Annotated in this window: 20 protein-coding genes; 14 read left to right on the top strand and 6 right to left on the bottom strand. The window is 65.6% G+C overall.

Translation table 11 applies throughout. The features are described 5' to 3' along the window. The first annotated feature begins 17 nt into the window (after positions 1-17). Positions 18-995, top strand: a complete 978-nt coding sequence (locus QM470_RS19075; RefSeq protein ID WP_066539661.1) for a CobD/CbiB family protein — start codon at positions 18-20, stop codon at positions 993-995. 159 nt (positions 996-1,154) lie between these two features. Here QM470_RS19075 and rsgA read toward each other — a convergent pair whose 3' ends face one another. The 3 genes from rsgA to QM470_RS19090 are packed head-to-tail and all read right to left on the bottom strand — an operon-like array spanning position 1,155 to position 3,807. Further along, complete coding sequence (rsgA, locus tag QM470_RS19080; RefSeq protein WP_280013782.1) at positions 1,155-2,141, bottom strand: ribosome small subunit-dependent GTPase A; 987 nt, start codon at positions 2,139-2,141, stop codon at positions 1,155-1,157. After that, complete coding sequence (locus QM470_RS19085) at positions 2,138-2,488, bottom strand: 4a-hydroxytetrahydrobiopterin dehydratase (RefSeq protein WP_283340364.1); 351 nt, start codon at positions 2,486-2,488, stop codon at positions 2,138-2,140. Before QM470_RS19085 ends, rsgA begins: the two co-directional genes overlap by 4 nt. Next, the gene (locus tag QM470_RS19090) at positions 2,485-3,807 is read right to left on the bottom strand and encodes a M48 family metallopeptidase (RefSeq protein WP_283340365.1); all 1,323 of its coding nucleotides are present in this window, start codon (positions 3,805-3,807) and stop codon (positions 2,485-2,487) included. Before QM470_RS19090 ends, QM470_RS19085 begins: the two co-directional genes overlap by 4 nt. 29 nt (positions 3,808-3,836) lie before the next feature. Between QM470_RS19090 and orn the strand changes: the two genes are divergently transcribed. The 5 genes from orn to QM470_RS19115 all read left to right on the top strand — a co-directional run bounded on the left by orn (position 3,837) and on the right by QM470_RS19115 (position 9,590). Further along, positions 3,837-4,415: an oligoribonuclease gene (gene orn / locus QM470_RS19095; protein ID WP_066539654.1), complete on the top strand. Its 579-nt coding sequence runs from the start codon at positions 3,837-3,839 to the stop codon at positions 4,413-4,415. 386 nt (positions 4,416-4,801) lie between these two features. After that, on the top strand, positions 4,802-6,880 hold the full coding sequence (locus QM470_RS19100) for a DEAD/DEAH box helicase (RefSeq protein ID WP_283340366.1): 2,079 nt from the start codon (positions 4,802-4,804) through the stop codon (positions 6,878-6,880). A gap of 66 nt (positions 6,881-6,946) precedes the next feature. After that, a complete protein-coding gene (locus QM470_RS19105; protein WP_066539652.1) occupies positions 6,947-7,246 on the top strand; it encodes a hypothetical protein in 300 nt (99 codons plus the stop codon). A gap of 248 nt (positions 7,247-7,494) precedes the next feature. Then, a complete protein-coding gene (gene ychF / locus QM470_RS19110) occupies positions 7,495-8,589 on the top strand; it encodes a redox-regulated ATPase YchF (RefSeq protein ID WP_066539858.1) in 1,095 nt (364 codons plus the stop codon). Between the two features lie 494 nt (positions 8,590-9,083). Beyond that, positions 9,084-9,590, top strand: a complete 507-nt coding sequence (locus tag QM470_RS19115) for an RNA polymerase sigma factor (protein ID WP_283340367.1) — start codon at positions 9,084-9,086, stop codon at positions 9,588-9,590. A gap of 2 nt (positions 9,591-9,592) precedes the next feature. On the opposite strand, the gene QM470_RS19120 is transcribed toward QM470_RS19115, so the two are convergent. Continuing rightward, positions 9,593-9,775, bottom strand: a complete 183-nt coding sequence (locus QM470_RS19120) for a hypothetical protein (RefSeq protein WP_066539648.1) — start codon at positions 9,773-9,775, stop codon at positions 9,593-9,595. A 116-nt stretch (positions 9,776-9,891) separates the two neighbouring features. Beyond that, positions 9,892-10,404 carry a YqaA family protein gene (locus QM470_RS19125; protein WP_283340413.1) on the bottom strand — a complete coding sequence of 171 codons (513 nt, stop codon included), beginning with the start codon at positions 10,402-10,404 and terminating at the stop codon, positions 9,892-9,894. Positions 10,405-10,544: 140 nt separating this feature from the next. On the opposite strand from QM470_RS19125, the gene QM470_RS19130 reads away from it, so the two are divergent. The 7 genes from QM470_RS19130 (at position 10,545) to QM470_RS19160 (ending at position 17,427) form a co-directional block, all read left to right on the top strand. Then, entirely contained in the window at positions 10,545-11,183 is a 639-nt protein-coding gene (locus tag QM470_RS19130; protein WP_283340368.1) for a M15 family metallopeptidase domain-containing protein, read from the top strand. Positions 11,184-11,349: 166 nt separating this feature from the next. Continuing rightward, positions 11,350-12,393: a tRNA dihydrouridine synthase DusB gene (dusB, locus tag QM470_RS19135; protein WP_283340369.1), complete on the top strand. Its 1,044-nt coding sequence runs from the start codon at positions 11,350-11,352 to the stop codon at positions 12,391-12,393. Next, complete coding sequence (locus tag QM470_RS19140; RefSeq protein WP_066539644.1) at positions 12,390-12,647, top strand: helix-turn-helix domain-containing protein; 258 nt, start codon at positions 12,390-12,392, stop codon at positions 12,645-12,647. The genes dusB and QM470_RS19140 overlap by 4 nt, the downstream gene beginning before the upstream one ends. Positions 12,648-12,711: 64 nt before the next feature. After that, a complete protein-coding gene (gene purH, locus QM470_RS19145; RefSeq protein WP_283340370.1) occupies positions 12,712-14,310 on the top strand; it encodes a bifunctional phosphoribosylaminoimidazolecarboxamide formyltransferase/IMP cyclohydrolase in 1,599 nt (532 codons plus the stop codon). A 108-nt stretch (positions 14,311-14,418) separates the two neighbouring features. Beyond that, complete coding sequence (locus QM470_RS19150; RefSeq protein WP_280014333.1) at positions 14,419-14,859, top strand: c-type cytochrome; 441 nt, start codon at positions 14,419-14,421, stop codon at positions 14,857-14,859. Between the two features lie 411 nt (positions 14,860-15,270). Next, positions 15,271-16,755 (top strand): amino acid permease, encoded by a 1,485-nt coding sequence (locus QM470_RS19155; protein WP_283340371.1) that lies wholly within the window; start codon positions 15,271-15,273, stop codon positions 16,753-16,755. Positions 16,756-16,821: 66 nt separating this feature from the next. Beyond that, positions 16,822-17,427 carry a DNA-3-methyladenine glycosylase I gene (locus QM470_RS19160; RefSeq protein WP_283340372.1) on the top strand — a complete coding sequence of 202 codons (606 nt, stop codon included), beginning with the start codon at positions 16,822-16,824 and terminating at the stop codon, positions 17,425-17,427. A 69-nt stretch (positions 17,428-17,496) separates the two neighbouring features. Here QM470_RS19160 and ertE read toward each other — a convergent pair whose 3' ends face one another. Then, complete coding sequence (ertE, locus tag QM470_RS19165; RefSeq protein WP_283340373.1) at positions 17,497-18,798, bottom strand: N-carbamyl-l-glutamate amidohydrolase ErtE; 1,302 nt, start codon at positions 18,796-18,798, stop codon at positions 17,497-17,499. A gap of 50 nt (positions 18,799-18,848) precedes the next feature. Between ertE and QM470_RS19170 the strand changes: the two genes are divergently transcribed. Then, entirely contained in the window at positions 18,849-19,802 is a 954-nt protein-coding gene (locus QM470_RS19170) for a LysR family transcriptional regulator (RefSeq protein ID WP_283340374.1), read from the top strand. The last annotated feature ends 56 nt before the right edge of the window (positions 19,803-19,858 follow it).

Consider the following 19,858-nt stretch of genomic DNA (forward strand, 5'->3'; position numbering starts at 1 on the left):
GCCGGTATTATGGGGGGATGAGTTTTTTCGCCATCCTGATTGCCCTGCTGCTGGAGCAGGCGCGCCCGCTGTCCCGCAGCAACCCGGTACATGCCGGCCTGCGGGCCTGGACGGTGTCAGTGCGACGCAACTTCGATGCGGGCCAAGCACACCATGGCTGGGTCGCCTGGGCGCTGGCAGCCATCGTGCCGGCCGCGCTGGCGGCGGGCATCTACTGGTTGCTGGACTATTTCATCGGCTGGCCTGCGGCCATGGTGTGGAATGTGGCCATCCTCTACACCACGCTGGGCTTTCGCCAGTTCAGCCACCATTTCACCCGCATCCGCGATGCGCTGGAGGCCGGGGACGAGCACGCCGCACGCGAAGCGCTGGCCGACTGGCAACAGGTGGACGCCAGCGAGCTGCCGCGCAGCGAAGTCGTGCGCCATGTGGTCGAGTATTCGGTGATCTGTGCCCACCGCCATGTGTTTGGCGTGCTGCTGTGGTTTGTGGTGCTGTCCATGCTGGGTCTGGGCCCGGCCGGTGCGGTGGTCTACCGCACGGCGGAATACCTGTCGCGCTACTGGTCGCGCCGGTCGATTGCCGGGGCCCCTCCGGTCAGCGAGCGCCTGCAGCAGGCCGCGCGCGCCGCCTGGCAGGCCATGGACTGGCTGCCGGCCCGCGTGACGGCACTGGGCTTTGCCATTGTGGGCAGCTTTGAAGAGGCGATCGACGGCTGGCGCTACTACGCCCAGCGCTTTCCGCATGACAACGATGGTGTGATCCTGGCCGCCACGGCCGGTGCCATCAATGTGCAGCTGGGGGGCGAGGCGCTGCGCCAGCGCGAAGAGCTGGCCACCGGCCCCTTGTATGACGATGAGGAGGGGTCCAGTTCCACCCCCGGCCGTGCGGCCGAGGTCAGCCATCTGCGCAGTGTGGTGGGGCTGGTGTGGCGCTCGGTCGTCGTCTGGATGCTGTTGCTCGCCCTGTTGACCCTGGCGCGCCTGCTGGGCTGAGTGTTGCGCAGGGCGCGCATGCAGCCTTGCTGCGGGTGCTCTGGCGGACATCCCCGGTTTTTCTGCCGGCACCCTGAGGCCTGCGTTTAGGGACTCTGAATCTCGCCTGGCCTGTGCCGCCGGCCTTCTGTGCCTGCATCTGCCCGGAGCCGGGCAGGCTCAACGCCAGGGTGACTGGCTCAGTTCCTCGAACAGCTCGCTGTAGATGCGGTAGCGGTTCGCGTCAATGTGGTGCGGGCTGCCCTCATTGTCCACTTCGGCCATCACGGCGCAACCGGGTTCGTGCAGGTGGGTGCAGTTGTAGAACTTGCATTCCTGCGCTTTGGCGCCGATATCGGGCATGCAGCGCGGCAGATCGGTGGGGGCAATGTGGTACAGGCCGAACTCCTGAAAACCGGGCGAGTCGATCAGCGCGGTGCTGCGTGCCTCGTCCATCCAGTACCAGGTGGTGGTGGTGGTGGTGTGCTTGCCGGAGTTCAGGGCCTGCGAGATCTCGTTGGTGGCCACATTGGCGCCGGGCACCAGCAGGTTGATCAGCGTGCTCTTGCCGGAGCCGGACGGGCCCAGCACCAGCGTGCTCTTGCCGGCGAACAGGTCCATCAGCGCTTCGCGCTGATCGGGATCGTCGCTGGTCAGGTTCAGCGGAATCACGGGGTAGTGGTCGCTGCCGTCTTCGTCCTGGATGGCACGGTAGGCGGACAGGCGCATCCAGGCATCGAAGAAGGGCTCTTCCAGGTCGCTCTTGTTCAGCGCAATGATGGGCTGGATGTGTGCGTCCTCGGCTGCGATCAGCGCACGCGCCAGCTGGCTTTCGGAAAAAACGGGTTCGGCCGCGATCAGGATCAGCACCTGGTCGATGTTGGCGGCAAACATCTTGGTGCGGATTTCGTCGCGGCGGTACAGCAGGTTGCGGCGCTCCAGCACCTTCTCGATCGTGCCTTCCTCGCCCTGGCCGGGCGGCGGCGCCTGCCACAGCACACGGTCGCCCACGACGGCCTGGCTCTTCTTGCCGCGCGGGTGGCAGATGCGGCGGTGGCCGTCGGCCGTTTCGACCACGCAGTGGCGGCCATGGCTGCCAACCACCAGGCCTTCTTGGGGGGCATTGCCCGCGCTGGAGGCGGGAGGGGCGGATCGGCGTTTGCTCACAGGGTGCTTACCAGGGTGTCGGTGCGCTGGGCGCAGTCAAAGTCGGTGTCGGACAGGCCGCCGGCATCGTGCGTGTTCCAGCGCACGGTGCAGCGGCCGTAGTCCACCTGCAGGCTGGGGTGGTGGTCCTGCTGGTGGGCGATCCAGGCCAGGGCATTGACGAAGGCCAGGGTCTGGAAGTAATTCGCAAAGTGGTAGGTCTTGGTCAGGGCGGTGCCTGTGCCTTCGCCCTCGATGGTCCAGCCCGGGTGGCGCACCAGGCGCTGGGCGGCATCGGCGGCGGAAATGGCCTGGCGGCGGGGCAGGCGGGACCAATCGACGGGCTGCAGCTGGGAAGGCGTGGTCATGCGGCGGCTCCTGCAGAGTGGGCCGGAGCCGGCATGCGTGCCAGCCGCTCCAGCGCCGGAGGGTGGGAGTAATAGAACTTCGCGTACACCGGGTCGGGCGTGAGCGTGGAGGCATTGTCCTCGTACAGCTTCAGCAGTGCACTGGCCAGGGCCGAGCCGTCGGCCTGGGCCATGGCATAGGCGTCGGCCTGGAATTCATCGCGGCGCGAGCCCATGGCCACCAGGGGCGAGACGAAAAAGGTGAACACCGGCAGGGCCAGCAGAAACAGCAGCAGCGCCACGGCGTTGTCGTCCCCCTGGGGCATGCCCATGGCCAGCTGCACGCTGGGCATCACGCCCAGACCGCTGTAGAACCAGGCTTGCTGCGACAGCCAGCCCAGCAGCGCAAAACCGGCCAGGCTGAGTGCGAACATCAGCACCATGCGCCTTGCGATGTGCTTGTGCTTGAAGTGGCCCAGTTCGTGGGCCAGCACGGCTTCCACTTCGTCGCCATCGAGCTGCTTGAGCAAGGTGTCGTAGAACACCACGCGCTTGGACGAGCCAAAGCCGGTGAAGTAGGCGTTGGCATGGGCCGAGCGGCGGCTGCCGTCCATCACGAACAGGCCCTTGGCCGCAAAGCCGCAGCGCTGCATCAGCGCCGTGACCCGGGCCTTGAGTGATTCATCGGCCAGCGGTTCGAATTTGTTGAACAGCGGGGCGATGAAGCTGGGGAAGATCCACATCAGCAGCACGTTGAACCCCGTCCACAGGCACCAGGCCCAGAGCCACCACAGGCTGCCGGTGGCCAGCATCAGCCACAGCACGGTCGCAGCCAGCGGCAGGCCGATCAGGGCGCCGACCAGCGTGGACTTGAGCAGATCCGCCAGCCACAGGCGCGGTGTCATCTGGTTGAAGCCAAAGCGCTGCTCCAGCACAAAGGTCTGGTAGTAGGACAGCGGCAGCTCCAGCAGGCCGGAAATCAGGGCGAAGCCGGCCAGCACCGCCAGCTGCTGTGCCAAACCGGTTCCCAGCTGGGTCAGCAGCAATTGGTGCAGCGCATCCAGGCCGCCCAGCAAGGTCCAGCCCAGCAGCATCACCGTGGAGAGCGCCAGGTGCAGCAAGCCCAGCCGGGCCTTGGCCAGGGTGTAGTCGGCGGCCTTCTGGTGCGCAGCCAGGGAGATGCGTTGCGCAAACGGCGCGGGCACGGCGCCCCGGTGCATTGCCACATGGCGTACCTGGCGGGTGCTGAGCCAGAGCTTGAGCAGCAACTGCAGTGCCAGTGCGGCGGCAAAGGCCAGAGTCAGCAGCAGCGAAGAAGGAAAAGAGTCGGTAGACGGCATGTGCGGCGAGTGTAGGCGACAATTTAGAGATGTCTGATGCCGCCTCCCATGAAACCCCAGTGCTGCCCAAGTCCGACCTGAACCTGGTCTGGCTGGACTGCGAAATGACGGGCTTGCAGCCCGAAACCGACCGCCTGATCGAGATTGCCGTGGTCATCACCAGCGCCGATTTGTCGGTGCGTGTGGAAGGGCCGGTGTTTGCCATCCACCAAAGCGATGAACTGCTCAACGGCATGGATGCGTGGAACAAGGGCACGCACGGCAAGAGCGGGCTGGTGGACCGGGTCAAGGCCTCGACCATCACCGAAGCCGATGCCGAGAAGCAGCTGATCGCCTTCCTGTCCAAATACGTGCCCAAGGGCAAGGTGCCCCTGTGTGGCAACAGCATTGGCCAGGACCGCCGCTTTCTGGTGCGTTACATGCCCAAGCTGGAGGCCTACTTCCACTACCGCAATGTGGACGTCAGCACCCTCAAGGAGCTGGCCCGCCGCTGGAAGCCTTCCGTGGTGGACGGTTTCAAGAAAGCCCAGCGCCACACGGCCCTGGCGGATGTGATCGAGTCCATCGACGAGCTGGCCCACTACCGGGCGCACTTTCTGGCGCTGTAGGCGCGGGCGGGCCGCAGGGCTACGGGGCACCGGGGGACCGGGGGACCGGGGGACCGGGGGGCCGGCTGCTGCCGCTTCTGCCTGGTTTGGTCGGAGAGGGAGTTCCGATCTGCTATAAGGGGTTTACGTGAAAACCCGAACTGTGCGACAATTGCGGTCTTGCCCCATTACCCGCCACTTTTGTATGGCAGGGCAATCGCGCATCTCCCATCACACACCGGGCCCCATTTTGGCGATACAGGACTGTGGTTCACCTCCACAGCCTCCGCCGCGAAGCACGCCCTCCAGGCTCTTGCAGAGCCGAAGCGTTTGACGGTTGATGTTTTTATGACCGTCAAGCAGCCACCGCAACACCGATGTTGTGGCGCTGCTCGCATGAGAAAACCATGAACGACACACTCCTTGAGCAGGGCATTGCTGCGCCTGCCGCATCTCTTTTGCAATCTGAAGAATCCCAACTGGACGCCATGCTGGCCGCCCAGGACACCGACACCGTGGAAACCGAAGTCGAAGCCGAACCCGAAGTGGAAAACGGTTTTGTGCAGCTGGGCCTGGCGCCCGAGCTGGTGCAGGCCGTGGCCGACCTGGGCTACACCCAGCCCACCGCCGTGCAACAAAAAGCCATTCCCCTGGCCATGGGCGAAGGCGCTGATGCCAACGGTTTCATCGACCTGATGGTGTCCAGCCAGACCGGTTCGGGCAAGACGGCCGCTTTCCTGCTGCCCGTGCTCAACACCCTGATCCAGCAACGCGCTGAGGCCGATGCCGAAGCCAAGGCCGAATTCGACCGCCTGTGCGCCGAAGCCACTGCCAAGGGCGAGCCCACTCCCAAGCGTGCCAAGCGCAAGGACCCGACCAACGCCCGCAACTTCAAGGCTGCCGTGCCCGGCGCCCTGGTGCTGTGCCCCACCCGTGAACTGGCCCAGCAGGTCGCACACGACGCCATCGAGCTGGTGAAGCACTGCCGCGGCATCCGCATCGCCAATGTGGTGGGCGGTATTCCTTACCAACTGCAAATCGCCAAGCTGCAGAACGCCGACCTGGTGGTGGCTACCCCTGGCCGTCTGCTGGACCTGCAGCGCTCGCTGCAGATCAAGCTGGACAAGGTGCAGTTCCTGGTGGTCGACGAAGCCGACCGCATGCTGGACCTGGGCTTCTCGGACGACCTGGCCGAAGTCAACCAGATGACCGCCCAGCGCAAGCAGACCATGATGTTCAGCGCCACGTTCGCACCGCGCGTGCAGCAACTGGCCATGCGCGTGATGCACGACAACGGCGCCGGCGTGAAGAAGGTGACCGTGGACACCCCCCAGGAAAAGCACGCCAACATCAAGCAGGCGCTGTTCTGGGCCGACAACGCCCAGCACAAGCGCAAGCTGCTGGACCACTGGCTGCGTGACACCTCCATCAACCAGGCCATCGTGTTTGCTTCCACCCAGGTGGAATGCGACGGCCTGGCCACCGACCTGCAGCAGGAAGGCTTCTCGGCCGTGGCACTGCACGGCGCCCTGAGCCAGGGTCTGCGCAACCGCCGCCTGATGGCGCTGCGCAACGGCCAAGTGCAGGTGCTGGTGGCCACCGATGTGGCTGCACGCGGTATCGACGTGCCCACCATCACCCACGTGTTCAACTACGGCCTGCCGATGAAGGCGGAAGACTACACCCACCGCATTGGCCGTACCGGTCGCGCTGGTCGTGAAGGCATTGCCGTGACGTTTGCGGAATTCCGCGACCGCCGCCGTGTGTTCGACATCGAAGGCTATACCCGCCAGCAGTTCAAGGCCGAAGTGGTGCCTGGCCTGGAGCCGGTGCAACGCTTCCCTGCCGCTGGTGAACGCGATGGCCGCCGTGGCGGTGGTGGTGCCGGTGGCCGTGGTGGCTTCGGTGGTCGCCGTGATGGCGACGGCTATGGCCGCAAGCAAGGCTTTGGTGACCGCGGCGGTGACCGTGGTGGCTTCGGCGGCGGACGTGAACGCAGCTTCGGTGGCGACCGTGGCGGTTTTGGTGGCGACCGCGCCCCCCGCTTTGGCGGTGACCGTGAACAACGCGGTTTCGGCGGCCAGGACCGTGGTGGCTTCGGCGACCGTGGCGAGCGCAACTTCGGTGGTGATCGCGATCGCGGCGGCTTTGGTGGCCAGGACCGTGGTGGCTACGCTCCGCGTGACGAGCGCTCGTTCGGCGGCCGCCGTGACGGCGCTGGCGACGGCTATGCCCGCAAGAGCTTTGGTGACCGTGCTCCCGAGCGCAGCGACCGTGGTGGCTTCGGCCGCTCGGAAGCCCCGCGTGGCGAAGCCCGCGGCTTCGGCGGCGGCGACAGCCGTGGTTTCGGTGGTGGCGAACGCCGCAGCGGTGGTTTTGCCGGCAAGCAGCACACCGGTGCGCCCAAGCCGTACGCACCGCGTGGCGGTGACCGCGAACACGGCGCTGGCCGTGGTGGCAAGGGTTTCTCGCGCAACGATCGCTGATCTGCGCGCAGCGGTGCTGCAGGGGGCGGTTAAGATGCACTCCACGCTTTTGCAAGGAATGCATCCATGAAGTTCGCTTTGATCGCCGCCACCTTGGCTGCCGCTGCACTGGCCGGTTGTGTAAGCAACCCGCCGAAAGACCCGATGGCCAAGGACGCCGCGCCGTATCTGGAAAAGCCGGATTACGACTACGCGCTGGTGTGTGATCTGCGCCACGATGATTTGCGCAAATGCGAGGCCACGCTCAAGCAGCTGTGCGGCGAGCGTGGGTACATCGATCTGCGTGTGCGCCCCTTGCGGGAGCCCGGCGCTGCGGCGGAGAGCTCCACGCACCGCTTGCTGCAGGTCCAGTGCAAGGCGCGCTGAGTCTTCGGCTTTCAGGCTGTCTATCCACCGGGCACCACAGAAACGCTTTGGCGTTTCCTGTAGGTGCCCGTTGTCATTGCAGCCTCATTACAATGCGCCGGTCGTCGGAGGAGGGCTTCCGGCATGCATTCACACCAGCAGGGCTGGGTGTACGCAGCAATTTTTCATAGCAGCCATCGTATGCCGCAGGGCATGTGGATGCAGGCATGGCGGACACCGCCACGCGCATTGACCATCAAAGGATTTTCATGAGCCTCAAATGTGGCATCGTGGGCCTGCCCAATGTGGGCAAGTCCACCCTGTTCAACGCCCTGACCAAGGCCGGCATCGCCGCAGAGAACTATCCCTTCTGCACCATCGAGCCCAACACCGGTGTGGTGGAAGTGCCCGATCCGCGTCTGGACCAACTGTCTGACATCGTCAAGCCCGAGCGCATTGTTCCCGCGATCGTGGAGTTCGTGGACATCGCCGGCCTGGTGGCCGGTGCATCCAAGGGCGAAGGCCTGGGCAACCAGTTCCTGGCCCACATCCGCGAAACCGATGCCATCGTCAATGTGGTGCGCTGCTTTGAAGACCCCAACGTGATCCACGTGGCCAACAAGGTGGATCCGATTGCCGACATCGAAGTGATCCAGACCGAACTGTGCCTGGCCGATCTGGCCACGGTCGAAAAGGCGATCAACCGCTACAGCAAGGCTGCCAAGTCCGGCAACGACAAGGAAGCCGCCAAGCTGGTGTCGCTGCTCACGCCCATCCAGGCCGTGCTCAACGAAGGCAAGCCTGCCCGCATCGTGCCGGTTTCCAAGGAAGACGCACCGCTGCTCAAGCAGTTCTGCCTGATCACGGCCAAGCCCGCCATGTTCGTGGGCAATGTGTCGGAAGACGGTTTCGAGAACAACCCGCTGCTCGACAGCCTGAAGGCCTATGCCGATGCGCAGGGCGCTCCGGTGGTGGCCATCTGCGCCAAGATCGAAGCCGAGATGTCGGAGATGGACGACGCCGACCGCGACATGTTCCTGGAAGAGCTGGGTCTGGAAGAGCCGGGTCTGAACCGCCTGATCCGGGCCGGTTTCAAGCTGCTGGGCCTGCAGACCTACTTCACCGCCGGTGTGAAGGAAGTGCGCGCCTGGACGGTGCCGATCGGTGCCACCGCTCCGCAGGCCGCCGGTGTCATTCACGGCGACTTCGAGCGCGGCTTCATCCGCGCCCAGACCATTGCCTTTGATGACTACATCCAGTTCAAGGGCGAGCAAGGTGCCAAGGATGCCGGCAAGATGCGCGCCGAAGGCAAGGAATACATCGTGAAGGACGGTGACGTGCTGAACTTCCTGTTCAACGTCTGACCAACGTCTGACAGTTCTTGCGGCGCCCATGCGCCGCAATGGAACCTCTAAAAGCCCCGCAGGTGAAAATCTGTGGGGCTTTTTATTTCTGTCTATTCCATTGATCGGTAATGCGGCCATAAATCCGACGGACGGTTTGTTTATGACAGATTGGTTTATTGCTTATGGTCCAATTAATTATTGAAAAAAACTATTTAACCCATGCAGGCGTAAAAAATAGTTATTTCTGGGGATGGTGCCCGGGCGCCATCCCTCTTTCAATAGCGCATTCCGGGCAATAGATAGCAGTATCCCTGGGGTGGTTGTCGGTCCCTGTTGGACAGGGGCGCACCGCCGCAGACAGGCCAGATGCCGCAAAGGCTGGCAGTGCTGCACCATGTGATGGCCCGATCAAGCGAGGCATCATGGATCTGGGAATACACCACAGGCATTGGGGCGATGGCCCCATTCGGAACGGCGACGGCAGTCTGGCCCATACGCCGCGGGCAGCAGACATGCATTTACATGGGGTGGTGCATCTGCATGGCCCCAGGCTGTACCGTTTCATCCTTCAGAAAATCGGCCATGTCGCCGATGCCCAGGATCTGGTGCAGCAGACCTTTCTGGAAGCACACCGTGCGCTGTCCAGTTTCAAAGGGGATTCCGAGCTGTCGACCTGGCTGTATGGCATTGCCAAGAATCTGGTGCGCAATTACCTCACCCGCTCGCCCCACCGCCGCTTCGATTTCTGCAGCGATGAGCTGCTGATGGAGGAGCAGGACGGCGGGCCCTCACCGATGGATGTGCTGGACCAGGGGCAGCAATTGCGGGCACTGGCGCTGGCCATGTCCGAGATTCCCGAACATATGCGCCAGCTGGTGTGGATGGTGGTGGTTGACGAGCTGTCCTATGAGGAGGCGGCTGTCGCGTTGAATATTCCCAAGGGGACGGTGCGCAGCCGTCTGTCGCGTGCCCGCAGTGCCTTGCGGGCGCGCATGCCGGAGCCTGTGGCGGTGGCCTGAGCTCAGGGCTCCTCGGCAGCGGGTGGCAGCGGCGCGGCGCTCTCGGCGGGCCCGGAAGCAGCGCCCAGCACGGCCGGTCCATGCTGGCGGCGTAGCTCGTCCGAGGCCTGGAGCAGAGCGCGCAGACGCGCAATCATGACCTGGGCCTGGGCGATGATCTCATCGGTGCTGTCGGGATCATTCATCGGCTGTGGGGGAGAAGAATGTGGCAACTCTCTCTGTAACACGGCCGCGGGTGAAGTTCCACTGCGGAAGGGAGGGCGATATACCGTCCGTCGGGAACGGCCCGCCGGCTGGATGCTCAGCCCGGGATGACGGCCAGGATGGCGCTGGTCATCACCAGGTAGCGCAGGAATTTGCCGATGGCCATGTAGAGCAGGCAGGGCCAGAAGGGAAACCGCAGCCAGCCGGCCACGGCGCACAGCGGGTCGCCGACGGCGGGCAGCCAGCTCAGCAGGCAGGCCTTGGGGCCCAGCTTGCGCAGCCAGATGCGGGCACGGCGCTCATGGCGGGACAGGGTACGGGGCGGTGGGTGGGCGGCGTCGGCCGGATGGCCGGCCTGGCGGCGTGCGCGTGCCAGGGCCCAGGCCTTCTGGGCACCCAGGCCCATCCACCAGCTGATGGCGCCGCCCAGCGTGTTGCCCAGGGTGGCCACGCCAATGGCCTGCCAGAACAGCTCGGGGTTGAGCTGCAGCAAACCGACCACGGCCGGCTCGGAGCCCAGTGGCAGCAAGGTGGCCGACACCAGGGCCACGATGAAGAGTGTGCTCAGACCGAATTGCGGCAGGGACAGCCACTGCAGCAGCTGGTGCATCCAGATTTCCATGGGGTGCAAGTGTAGGTGTTGGCTGGCGTGAGGCCATCCATTGACCCGCTATCCTGCCCGCTATGACCCCAATGTGTAACCGAATCGTGCGCAGGTTGCGGCCCGCTTTTCACGCCAGAGCCCGGAGGATGCAGCCCCGCCTGCGCCGCTGGCGTGCGTGGAGCCTGGTCTGGATCTGGCTGGGAGCGGCGCAGCTGGCATGGGCCGGCAATGCGGCCCCGCCGCCGGGCGCTGGCGCGGCGAAACCTGCCGCGCGTGCCGCGGCAGCCCCGGCCCTGTCCCCGTCCTCTGCGCAGCCGGCGGTCACGCCAATCCCCATCCAGGGGCCGGCCGAGATTGCGGCGCGCCTGGCCGCCGCCGATTGCAAAGGGCTGCGGCTGGAGGCCGCCTCATTGACTGCACTGCAGCAAATCCTCCATCCGCTGGGGCTGGCGATTCGCATCCTGGGCTGTCCGCTGGCTCCGGCCCCGCTGAACCAGCGCGTGCTGGCCGTCACGGCCGTGGTGCTGGACGGCGACAAGGCCATGGACACGGTGCGTGGGGCGCTGGGCGATGGCGAGCTGGTGGACATGGGCTCGGACTACCGTCCGTCGCCCTGGCCCAGCGGCCAGCGGCCGGCCGATCTGGAGACGCTGGACGACAGCGAGGTGTCGCCGGACGTGCAATTCAACCGCCGCTGGCTGCGCAGCGTGATGGCTTCGCAGGGCTATGCCTCGGTCACCGGCCCCTGGTGGGCTTTCATTCCGGTGCAGCAGCGCCGGCGTTGAGTGCTGTCCGGGATGCGGGTGGGCGCATCCGACGGACGCGGGCTGGCACAGCCGGGGTACCTGACGTGGGGTTGGTGCTTTTGTGCAGTGCGGCTGTTGCTGAAAAAATGGGCAGGTACAATCTCGCCTCCTTTCGTCCCGCGTTCTCCGTCTCTTCTTCTCCAGCATGTCTGCCCTTCGCATTGGCCAACACACTTTGGCAAATCGCCTGTTTGTCGCTCCCATGGCGGGTGTGACGGACCGGCCATTCCGCCAGCTGTGCAAGCGACTGGGTGCGGGCTATGCGGTCAGCGAGATGGTCACATCGCGCAAAGACCTGTGGAACAGCCTCAAGACCAGCCGCCGCGCCAACCACGCGGGTGAGCCCGGTCCGATTGCCGTGCAGATTGCCGGCACCGATGCCCCCATGATGGCCGAAGCGGCTATCTACAACATCGAGCGCGGCGCCCAGATCATCGACATCAACATGGGCTGCCCGGCCAAGAAGGTCTGCAACAAATGGGCGGGCTCCGCCTTGATGCAGAACGAGCCGCTGGCCGTGGAGATTGCCCAGGCCGTGGTCGAGGCCGCACGCCCCTTCGATGTGCCGGTCACGCTGAAGATGCGTACCGGCTGGTGCGATACCCACCGGAATGCCGAGCAGCTGGCCCGGCGTTTCGAGGATGTCGGCATCCAGATGCTGACGGTGCATGGCCGCACCCGCGAACAGGGCTACAAGGGCTTTGCTGAGTACGACACGATTGCGGCCGTCAAGCAGGCCGTGAAGCTGCCCGTGGTGGCCAATGGCGACATCACCAGCCCCGAAAAGGCGCGCGATGTGCTGGCCTATACCGGTGCAGATGCCGTGATGGTGGGCCGCGCCGCCCAGGGTCGGCCGTGGATCTTCCGCGAGATCGCCCATTTTCTGGACACCGGCACCCACCTGGCGCCGCCCACCGTGGCCGAGGTACGGGAATTGCTTTTGGAGCATCTGCAGGACCACTACGGTCTGTACGGCGAGCTGACCGGGGTGCGCAGTGCGCGCAAGCACATTGCCTGGTATGTGCGCAGCCTGCCGGGCGGGGACGAACTGAGACGACACATCAACACCATCGACGACTGCCAGGCGCAGTGGCAGGCCGTGGCCAGCTACTTTGACGCACTGGGCAGCCAGATGGAGCGCCTGCCGGAGGGTGGCGTGGAAACCGACATTGAGGAAATGGCCGCATGAGCCAGCAGAACCAAAACATCGAGGAGTGCGTGCGCTCCAGCCTGGAAATCTACTTCCGCGACCTGGGCGGCGAGGCCCCCAACGACATGTACGACATGCTGGTGCGTCTGGTCGAAAAGCCGTTGCTGGAAGTGGTGATGCAGCAGGCCGACCAGAACCAGTCGCGCGCGGCGCAATGGCTGGGCCTGAACCGCAACACCTTGCGCAAGAAGCTGGTGGACCACCAGATGCTGCAGGGCGGCACGACCAATTGACAGCGGCTTGCTCTGATCCTGCAAGCTGCAGAACCTGATTTTTATCCACTTTTCCAAAGCTCCCATGAAAGCTCTGATTTCCGTCTCCGACAAGACCGGCATTGTCGAATTTGCACAAAGCCTGCATGCCCTGGGCGTGCAACTGCTGTCCACCGGCGGTACCGCCAAGCTGCTGGCCGAAAAAGGCCTGCCCGTGACCGAAGTGGCGGAAGTCACCAAGTTCCCCGAAATGCTGGACGGCCGTGTCAAGACCCTGCACCCCATGGTGCACGGTGGCCTGTTGGCCCGCCGCGAACTGCCCGAGCACATGGCGGCGCTGAAGGAACACGGCATCGAGACCATCGACCTGCTGGTGGTGAACCTCTACCCGTTTGAAGCCACCGTCGCCAAGGCCGGCTGCACGCTGGCCGACGCCATCGAGAACATCGACATCGGCGGTCCCGCCATGGTGCGCTCCGCTGCCAAGAACTGGAAGGATGTGGGCGTGATCACCGCCGCCGACCAGTACGAGGCTGTGATCGGCGAACTGAAGGCCGCCGGCAAGCTGAGCGACAAGCTGCGTTTTGCCCTGTCCGTGGCTGCGTTCAACCGCATCGCCCAGTACGACGGCGCGATCAGCGACTACCTGTCGAGCGTGAAGTTCGAAGACGAAAAGCTGTCCGAGACCTATGTGCCCGAGCGCGGCCTGTTCCCCGGCCAGAGCAACGGCCAGTTCATCAAGGTGCAGGACCTGCGCTACGGTGAAAACAGCCACCAGCAGGCCGCGCTGTACCGCGACCTGTACCCCGCACCGGGTTCGCTGGTCACCGGCGAACAGCTGCAGGGCAAGGAACTGTCCTATAACAACATTGCCGATGCCGATGCGGCCTGGGAATGCGTCAAGAGCTTTGACGAATCCGCCTGCGTGATCGTCAAGCACGCCAACCCCTGTGGCGTGGCGATCGGCAAGGATGCGCACGAAGCCTACGCCAAGGCCTTCCAGACCGACCCCACCAGCGCCTTCGGCGGCATCATTGCCTTCAACCGCACCGTGGACAAGGCCGCTGCCGAAGCCGTGGTCAAGCAGTTCGTCGAAGTGCTGATGGCCCCCGACTTCACCGCTGAAGCTCTGGAAATCTTCAAGCCCAAGGTCAATGTGCGCCTGATGAAGATCGCCCTGCCTGCCGGCGGCGACACCGCCTGGAAGCAAGGCCGCAACGCCATGGACGCCAAGCGCGTGGGTTCCGGCCTGCTGTTGCAGACTGCCGACAACCACGAACTGGCCCTGGCCGACCTGAAGGTGGTCACCGTCAAGCAACCCACACCGGCCGAGCTGCAGGACCTGCTGTTCGCCTGGAAGGTGGCCAAGTACGTCAAGTCCAACGCCATTGTCTTCTGCAAGGACGGCATGACCATGGGCGTGGGCGCTGGCCAGATGTCGCGCCTGGACTCGGCACGCATTGCCTCGATCAAGGCCGAAGCTGCCAAGCTGAGCCTGAAGAACACGGTGGTGGCGTCGGATGCCTTCTTCCCGTTCCGTGACGGTCTGGATGTGGTGGTCGATGCCGGCGCGAGCTGCGTGGCCCAGCCCGGCGGCTCCATGCGCGACCAGGAAGTGATCGACGCCGCCAACGAGCGTGGCGTGGCCATGGTCTTCACCGGCGTGCGCCACTTCCGCCATTGAGAGGCCGTGCGCCTTCCCCGCTGCGGTTGTGCTGCACGGGGAGGGTTTGCGAAATCCCGCAGGCACGCCAGTGCCTGCGGCGCATGCGACAAGGCATTTTGAGTGTCAATGACTGATCACGACGACGAAGACCACTACCCGCCCAAGCCGCGCTGGATAGGCTGGGCAATCGCCATCTTCATGGTGGCTGCCGCTCTGGGCGTGGCCAATATCGGCTGGCGCATCATGATGGTGAGCCCGGCGGAAAAAGCCGCCGAGGCCCTGGTGCAGCAGCACCCGGAACTGGCCGCCGGCAAGAAGCTGGTGGAGACTTCCGATTGCATGCGCTGCCATGGCTGGGACCGCGGCTATGTGGGCCCGGCATTCGTCGCGATTGCCGAGCGCTACCGCGGCCAGCCCGATGCCGAGGCCTACCTGGCCCGCAAGATCCGCGAGGGCAGTGTGGGCGCCTGGGGCAAGGTCATCATGCCGCGCCAGTCGCAGGTCGACGAGGCGCAGTCGCTGCAGATTGCCCGCTGGTTGCTGGCAGCAGAGCCTGCGGCCAAATAAGGGCGGTCTGTCCCGCCCACCGGCGTGCGCGGCAGCATGCCGGTGTCACAAAAGCCTGCCTCCCGGGGCAGGCTTTTTTGCGTCCGGAGGCGCACCGGATCCCGCGCGGACGGGGCCGGGAGCGCATGGGCCCAGTGCACACGCGGTGTGACATGCAGGGTTTTGGGCGTCAGCTGAAAGGATTGTGCAGTCTGCCTGCGTGGCCGGAGCGAAAAGCACAGCCTTCGTGAGTGCTGGGGTGCTGCCTAACTGCTTGCGCAGGGGCTGGTGGCAAGCCTGCACACAAAACATGCGTCTGATCAGGAAAAGCTGCAGGATTCTGCATGAAGTAAGTAAAAACCCTAGGATTCGCTTTTGAACAATTCAATGGAGTCGCTGTGCCTGGGGCCGGTCCGGCTCCTGGGGGTATGCATGCAGTGGCTGAAAACCAAAACCATTGAACAGGCGCTGGCCGACTCGGATGAGCCGGGCCGCCAGCTCCAGCGCAGTCTGGGGGCGTTCGATCTGATGATCCTCGGCGTGGCCGTGGCCGTCGGGGCGGGCATTTTCTCGGTGGGTGCGCGTGCGGCAGGCAGCTTTGCCGGGCCGGCGGTGATCTTCTCCTTCATCCTGGCCGCCGCCACCTGCGCCGTGGCCACCATGTGCTACGCGGAGTTCGCCTCCAGCGTGCCGGTCACCGGCAGTGCCTACACCTACACCTATCTGACCATGGGCGAAGGCCTGGCCTGGATCATCGGCTGGAACCTGCTGCTGGAGATGGTGTCGGCCGGTGCGGTGATCGCCAAGTACTGGGGCATTTACCTGTCCACCATCTTTGCCACCGCAGGCTGGGATGTGCCCAGCACCCTCTATCTGGGCCCGGTGGCCATGGAGTGGGGGCCGTTCGTCATCGTCGCCATCTTCACCGCGCTGCTGGTGCGCGGCACCAAGGCATCGGCACGGGTGAACAATGTGTTCACGCTGATCAAGATCGCCATTACGCTGTTTGTGATCGCGGTGGGCTTCAGCTACATGGATGTGAAGAATTTCACGCCCTTTGTGCCGCCGGCACAGCCGCCGGTGATCGGCCATGGCGTGACCGGTGATGTCTGGGGTCAGCCCATGCTGGCCTGGCTGTTTGGCGCCCAGCCCAGCCAGTACGGCTGGCTGGGGGTGATCTCCGGTGCGTCGCTGGTGTTCTTTGCCTTCATCGGCTTTGACGTGGTGGCCACCTCGGCCGAAGAGGTCAAGGACCCGCAGAAGACGCTGCCGCGCGGCATTTTTGGCGGGCTGGCGCTGGTGACCTTGCTGTATGTGCTGGTGACCCTGGCGCTGACCGGCATGGTGCCCTATACCGAGCTGGCCAAGGCCGAGAACCCGTCGCTGGCCACCGCCTTCGTCAGCGTGGGGGCCAACTGGGCTGCCCAGGTGATTGCCGTGGGTGTGCTGATGGGCCTGACCACCGTGGTGATGGTGCTGCTGATGGGCTCGGCCCGCGTGCTGCTGGCCCTGTGTCGCGACGGCCTGCTGCCGCGCAGCTGGAGTGTGACGTCTTCCACGCACAAGACGCCGGTGCGCCTGCAACTGCTGGTGGGCGTGGGCATTGCGGGCCTGGCCGGCTTCACCAAGGTGGAGCTGCTGGAGGAGATGATCAACATCGGCACCTTGTCGGCCTTTGTGCTGGTCAGCCTCGGGATTCTGGTGCTGCGCAAGAAGCGCCCCGATCTGAAGACCGGTTACCGCGTGCCGCTGGTGCCGGTGCTGCCCGTGGTGTCGGCGCTGCTGTGCAGCTATTTGATGCTGAACCTGACCACGCTGACCTGGCTGCGTTTTATCGGCTGGATGGCCATCGGTCTGCTGATTTACCTGGCCTACGGCATGCGCCATTCGCGCCTGGCGCAGGCGCAGGCGCAGTAAAGCCTAAAGCCCCTTGCCGGGGGCGGAAGCCCCCGCAGGACATGGCGCTTTGCGTACAGTGCAGCCATGTCTCACACTCTTTCTTCTGCCGATGGGCAGGAACGCTGCTTCTGGTGCCATGGCTCGCCGCTGTATGTGCACTACCACGACCACGAATGGGGTTTTCCGGTCACGGAGGACCGCAGGCTGTTCGAAAAGCTCAGCCTCGAAGGCTTTCAGGCCGGGCTGAGCTGGCTCACCATCCTGAACAAGCGCGAGAACTTCCGCGCCGGCTTTGCCAACTTCGATTTCCACCAGGTGGCGCGCTTTGGTTCGGCCGATGTGGAGCGCCTGCTGCAGGACGCCGGCATCGTGCGCCACCGCGGCAAGATCGAGGCGGTGATCCACAACGCCCAGCGCGCCCTCGAGATGGTGGCGCAAGAAGGCTCGCTGGCCGCCTTCTTCTGGCGCTACCAGCCGGCCACGCCGTCCACCGGGGAGGTGGTGCCGGCGCAGACGGCCGAGTCGCTGGCCCTGTCCAAGGAGCTGAAAAAGCGCGGCTGGAAGTTTGTCGGCCCCACCACGGTCTATGCCTTCATGCAGGCCATGGGCATGGTCAACGACCATGCGCCGGGCTGCGTCACCCGGGCCGCTGCGGCGCAGGCCCAGCAGCGCCTGCAGCGCCCGGTCTGAGGCTGCGCCCCTCGCCCGGCGGGTGTTCCCCACCTGCGGTGAGCACTGGCGCATTCCCGTCTGCGGGCTTCAGTCCAGCTGGCGGTCCAGGTCCTGCAATGTGGCAGCCAGCACCCGGGTGCCAGCCAGCACCTGGGCGGGCGAGGCCCATTCCACGGCACTGTGGCTGCGGCCATCCAGGCAGGGAATGAAGATCATGCCCGAGGGGCCGCAGTGGGCCACATACATGGCGTCGTGGCCGGCGCCGCTGGGCATGCTCCGGCAGGGTAGCTCCAGGCGCTGCGCGGCCTGCGCCACGGCGGCCGTGACCAAGGGGGCGCAGGGCACGGGGTCCACATGGGTGCGAGGTTCCACCCGCCATTGCACACCCAGGCGGGCAATAGCCGGGTCGCAGCGCCGCGCCAGCACCTCCCAGAATTCCTGCAGCACCGGGGCATGGTTGCTGCGCACTTCCAGCGTCAGATCGACCAGGCCGGGCACGGTGTTGCTGGCATTGGGGGACACCGCCATGCGGCCCACCGTGGCCACCACATAGTGGGGGCGGGTGCGGCTCCACTGGCATGCCAGGCGCTGGGCCTGGCGGATCACGGTGGCGGCGGCCACCAGGGCATCGCTGCGCTCTTCCATGGGCGTGGTGCCCGCATGGTCGGGCTGGCCTTCAAAGAACAGCTGGGCGCGGCGTATGCCGACGATGTCGGTCACGGCACCGATGGCCAGCCCGGCGCGCTCCAGCATCGGACCTTGCTCGATGTGCAGCTCCACAAAGGCGGCAAAGCCGTCCGCGCGACGGTCGGCCTCGGCCAGTGCGTCGGGGCGGGCGCCCAGGCGCTGCAGCGCCTGGCCCAGGGTGTCGCCCTGGCCGTCGCTGGCGGCCAGCATGTCCGCGCTGAGCTGGCCGGCCATGGCGCGGCTGCCCACGCAGGAAATGCCGTAGTCGCTGGGTTCCTCGCAGAGGAAATCGATGACCTCGAACGGGTGCTCCAGCATGGTGCCTGCATCCTGCAGGGCATGGGCGACTTCCAGGCCGGCCAGCACGCCCAGGATGCCGTCAAAGCGCCCGCCGGCATTCACGGTGTCGGTGTGCGAACCCGTGGCCAGGGGCTTCAGATCATTGCGCCGGCCGGGGCGGCGGCCGATCAGGTTGCCGGCGGCGTCCAGACGCACCTGCAGGCCGGCCGCTTCAAACGCCTGGCGCAGCCAGGCGCGCGCGGCCGTGTATTCGGGGCTGAAAGCGCGGCGGGTCCAGGGCACATCGGGCCGGGTGAAGCCGGACAGTGTCTCGAGGCTGCGCCACAGGCGCTCGCCGTCAATGGGCGGCAAGGCGGGGGGCTGGGTGGCAGGGAGGGAGGAGGGGGCGGAAGCGTCGTGCATATGGCCTAATCTTCGCCTGCGTCAGCTATGAAAGGAATCTTGGGTTGCTTATGCAAGGTATCAGCGAAACTTTGGCTAAGGCCCCCAGCCTGGTCCTGCTGCGCAGCTTCTGCCTGGTGGTGCAGGAAGGCAGCTTTTCCCAGGCCGCAGCGTTGCTGCAGCTGTCGCAGCCCGCGGTCAGCCTGCAGCTGCGGCAGCTGGAGCGCCAGCTGGGCACGCGCCTGATCGAACGTGTGGGTCGGCGTGCCGTGCCCACAGCGGCAGGGCAGGCCCTGCTGGCACAGCTGCCGGCCGTGGCCCTGGCGCTGGAGGGGCTGGAGCAGGCGCTGGGCTCCCATGCGCGCGGGGTCAGCGGCCAGGTGCGCATCGGCACCGGGCTGACCGTGTGCCTGTACCTGCTGCCTGCCGTGCTGCGCCAGGTGCGGGCACGCTACCCCGGCATCGACATCGTGGTGGTCACCGGCAATACCGAGGAATGTGTGCGCCGGGTGGAGGAGAACAGCCTGGACCTGGCCCTGGTGACCTTGCCCGTGAACCGCCGGGCCCTGCTGGCCACCCCGGTGCTGCGCGACGAACTGGTGGCCGTGGCCCGTGCCGGGCTGCTGGGGGCCGGCGCAAGCGCCACGGCGGCCCAGTTGCGGCCGCTGCCGCTGCTGGCGCTGCAGAAGTCGGCCAGCACCCGGGGCGTGGTGGATGCCTGGCTGCGCCGAGGGGGCGAGCTGCCGCGTCCCCAGATGGAGCTGGACAGTGTGGAGGCACTCAAGGAAATGGCGGCCATCGGCCTGGGCTACGCCGTGCTGCCGCGGATGGCCATGCAGGGCCGGGGGGCGCGGGACGATCTGGAACTGCGCCCGCTGGCGCCACGGCTGGAGCGCAGTCTGGCCATGGTGCTGCGCAAGGACAAGCCGCTGGGCCGGGCCCTGTCCGTGGTGTGCCAGAGCATCCAGGCCCATGGCCAGGCCTGGGAACAGGACCAGGATCTGGAGACCCGCCCGGCACCCTGATCCAGGCAGCAAAACGCCGGGCAGGCCCGGCGTGGTGTGCAGCGGTGTGCGGGACG

The sequence above is a fragment of the Comamonas sp. 17RB genome, from assembly GCF_030056555.1.
Classification (GTDB): Bacteria; Pseudomonadota; Gammaproteobacteria; order Burkholderiales; family Burkholderiaceae_C; genus Comamonas; species Comamonas terrigena.

What these genes read in the sequence shown, in the direction of transcription:
- QM470_RS19075 (WP_066539661.1), top strand. Translation starts at nt 18, where the DNA reads ATGAGTTTTTTCGCCATCCTGATTGCCCTGCTGCTGGAGCAGGCGCGC.
- QM470_RS19085 (WP_283340364.1), bottom strand. Translation starts at nt 2,488, where the DNA reads ATGACCACGCCTTCCCAGCTGCAGCCCGTCGATTGGTCCCGCCTGCCC.
- QM470_RS19090 (WP_283340365.1), bottom strand. Translation starts at nt 3,807, where the DNA reads ATGCCGTCTACCGACTCTTTTCCTTCTTCGCTGCTGCTGACTCTGGCC.
- orn (WP_066539654.1), top strand. Translation starts at nt 3,837, where the DNA reads ATGTCTGATGCCGCCTCCCATGAAACCCCAGTGCTGCCCAAGTCCGAC.
- QM470_RS19100 (WP_283340366.1), top strand. Translation starts at nt 4,802, where the DNA reads ATGAACGACACACTCCTTGAGCAGGGCATTGCTGCGCCTGCCGCATCT.
- QM470_RS19105 (WP_066539652.1), top strand. Translation starts at nt 6,947, where the DNA reads ATGAAGTTCGCTTTGATCGCCGCCACCTTGGCTGCCGCTGCACTGGCC.
- ychF (WP_066539858.1), top strand. Translation starts at nt 7,495, where the DNA reads ATGAGCCTCAAATGTGGCATCGTGGGCCTGCCCAATGTGGGCAAGTCC.
- QM470_RS19115 (WP_283340367.1), top strand. Translation starts at nt 9,084, where the DNA reads ATGCATTTACATGGGGTGGTGCATCTGCATGGCCCCAGGCTGTACCGT.
- QM470_RS19120 (WP_066539648.1), bottom strand. Translation starts at nt 9,775, where the DNA reads ATGAATGATCCCGACAGCACCGATGAGATCATCGCCCAGGCCCAGGTC.
- QM470_RS19125 (WP_283340413.1), bottom strand. Translation starts at nt 10,404, where the DNA reads ATGCACCAGCTGCTGCAGTGGCTGTCCCTGCCGCAATTCGGTCTGAGC.
- QM470_RS19130 (WP_283340368.1), top strand. Translation starts at nt 10,545, where the DNA reads ATGCAGCCCCGCCTGCGCCGCTGGCGTGCGTGGAGCCTGGTCTGGATC.
- dusB (WP_283340369.1), top strand. Translation starts at nt 11,350, where the DNA reads ATGTCTGCCCTTCGCATTGGCCAACACACTTTGGCAAATCGCCTGTTT.
- QM470_RS19140 (WP_066539644.1), top strand. Translation starts at nt 12,390, where the DNA reads ATGAGCCAGCAGAACCAAAACATCGAGGAGTGCGTGCGCTCCAGCCTG.
- purH (WP_283340370.1), top strand. Translation starts at nt 12,712, where the DNA reads ATGAAAGCTCTGATTTCCGTCTCCGACAAGACCGGCATTGTCGAATTT.
- QM470_RS19150 (WP_280014333.1), top strand. Translation starts at nt 14,419, where the DNA reads ATGACTGATCACGACGACGAAGACCACTACCCGCCCAAGCCGCGCTGG.
- QM470_RS19155 (WP_283340371.1), top strand. Translation starts at nt 15,271, where the DNA reads ATGCAGTGGCTGAAAACCAAAACCATTGAACAGGCGCTGGCCGACTCG.
- QM470_RS19160 (WP_283340372.1), top strand. Translation starts at nt 16,822, where the DNA reads ATGTCTCACACTCTTTCTTCTGCCGATGGGCAGGAACGCTGCTTCTGG.
- ertE (WP_283340373.1), bottom strand. Translation starts at nt 18,798, where the DNA reads ATGCACGACGCTTCCGCCCCCTCCTCCCTCCCTGCCACCCAGCCCCCC.
- QM470_RS19170 (WP_283340374.1), top strand. Translation starts at nt 18,849, where the DNA reads ATGCAAGGTATCAGCGAAACTTTGGCTAAGGCCCCCAGCCTGGTCCTG.